The following is a 1,578-nucleotide window of genomic DNA, read 5'->3' as shown; positions in this document are numbered from 1 at the left end:
AAAGCCAACCAAAATTCATCTCCCACCTACTCATTGGGCTTTAGCCCTTCCCATTCCTTGAGGATGGGAGACTTCTTTCGGAAATCCGTTAAAATACGAGTCGGTAAAAATAAAAAAAGTCATAAACCCGACTGGATTTATGACTGAAATGGTATTTATGTAGTGAGATGGTGGAGCCTAGCGGGATCGAACCGCTGACCTCCTGCGTGCAAAGCAGGCGCTCTCCCAGCTGAGCTAAGGCCCCAAATGAAGCGGAAGACGGGATTCGAACCCGCGACCCCAACCTTGGCAAGGTTGTATTCTACCACTGAACTACTTCCGCATGATTTTATTATATAGGTAAGACCCCTAAAAATAAAGGACAAGTTTCCTCTAGGGGTCATGATGAGTGAGCCATGAAGGACTCGAACCTTCGACCCTCTGATTAAAAGTCAGATGCTCTACCGACTGAGCTAATGGCTCATTGAATAGGATAAATTTATTTATCGCCTCTTAAACATCTAAATGCAAAAAAGAAAATAAAAATGGCTGGGCTAGCTGGATTCGAACCAACGCATGACGGAGTCAAAGTCCGTTGCCTTACCGCTTGGCTATAGCCCAAAGAAAAAATAAAAAGGACATTAGTTGCTTGTCCAATTTTAATATGTATAAAAATGGTGGAGGGGGACGGATTCGAACCGCCGAACCCTGAGGGAGCGGATTTACAGTCCGCCGCGTTTAGCCACTTCGCTACCCCTCCACTAAAACAAACAAATATGGTGCCGGCAAGAGGACTTGAACCCCCAACCTACTGATTACAAGTCAGTTGCTCTACCAATTGAGCTACACCGGCGTTATAAAGGACGATTATTTTCGCTAGCGCGAAAAAGGTAAGGAAGATTATTTTCGCTTACGCGAAAAAGGTAAGGACGATTATTTTCGCTAGCGCGAAAAAGGTAAGGAAGATTATTTTCGCTTACGCGAAAAAATCTTGGTGGAGGATGACGGGTTCGAACCGCCGACCCTCTGCTTGTAAGGCAGATGCTCTCCCAGCTGAGCTAATCCTCCATTTGTAATTTAATTAAGGATTTCGCTTGCGCAAAAAACATTAAGAACGATTATTTTCGCTAGCGCGAAAAAATCTTAGTGACCCCTACGGGATTCGAACCCGTGTTACCGCCGTGAAAGGGCGGTGTCTTAACCGCTTGACCAAGGGGCCATTATACTATTTTCAGAGCTTCCAAGCGGGCTCGAACCGCTGACCTCTTCCTTACCATGGAAGTGCTCTACCTGCTGAGCTATGGAAGCATGAACTTGCTGCCAGCTCAAATAACTTTCGTCATTTAGAGATAATGGCTCCGCAGGTAGGATTCGAACCTACGACCGCTCGGTTAACAGCCGAGTGCTCTACCACTGAGCTACTGCGGAATAGTGGAAATTAGCATAACTCTTGCAGATGTTGAATGCCTCATCTTAGAAGTTTGTCCAAAATGAAAGTACATTATTGCCCGGCGGCGTCCTACTCTCACAGGGGGAGACCCCCAACTACCATCGGCGCTGAGAAGCTTAACTTCCGTGTTCGGTATGGGAACGGGTGTG

The 1,578-nt window shown here is 46.3% G+C and carries 10 tRNA genes and 1 rRNA gene; all 11 read right to left on the bottom strand.

The window, feature by feature from the left end:
* Nucleotides 1-168: 168 nt before the first annotated feature.
* Nucleotides 169-244, bottom strand: a tRNA-Ala gene (locus J2S25_RS19910).
* A gap of 6 nt (nucleotides 245-250) precedes the next feature.
* Nucleotides 251-322: transfer RNA gene (locus J2S25_RS19905), tRNA-Gly, on the bottom strand.
* Between the two features lie 67 nt (nucleotides 323-389).
* A tRNA-Lys gene (locus J2S25_RS19900) sits at nucleotides 390-462 on the bottom strand.
* 63 nt (nucleotides 463-525) lie between these two features.
* Nucleotides 526-600: transfer RNA gene (locus J2S25_RS19895), tRNA-Gln, on the bottom strand.
* A 54-nt stretch (nucleotides 601-654) separates the two neighbouring features.
* Nucleotides 655-739, bottom strand: a tRNA-Tyr gene (locus J2S25_RS19890).
* 17 nt (nucleotides 740-756) lie between these two features.
* Nucleotides 757-832 (bottom strand) — tRNA-Thr (locus tag J2S25_RS19885).
* A gap of 139 nt (nucleotides 833-971) precedes the next feature.
* Nucleotides 972-1,047, bottom strand: a tRNA-Val gene (locus J2S25_RS19880).
* A gap of 79 nt (nucleotides 1,048-1,126) precedes the next feature.
* Nucleotides 1,127-1,198 (bottom strand) — tRNA-Glu (locus J2S25_RS19875).
* 16 nt (nucleotides 1,199-1,214) lie between these two features.
* Nucleotides 1,215-1,287: transfer RNA gene (locus J2S25_RS19870), tRNA-Thr, on the bottom strand.
* A gap of 45 nt (nucleotides 1,288-1,332) precedes the next feature.
* Nucleotides 1,333-1,407, bottom strand: a tRNA-Asn gene (locus J2S25_RS19865).
* A gap of 78 nt (nucleotides 1,408-1,485) precedes the next feature.
* Nucleotides 1,486-1,578 (bottom strand): 5S ribosomal RNA (rrf, locus tag J2S25_RS19860); the annotation flags it as partial.

It is taken from the genome of Mesobacillus stamsii, from assembly GCF_030814065.1.
Classification (GTDB): domain Bacteria; phylum Bacillota; class Bacilli; order Bacillales; family Cytobacillaceae; genus Mesobacillus; species Mesobacillus stamsii.
This window is presented reverse-complemented; position numbering and strand designations above follow the sequence as displayed.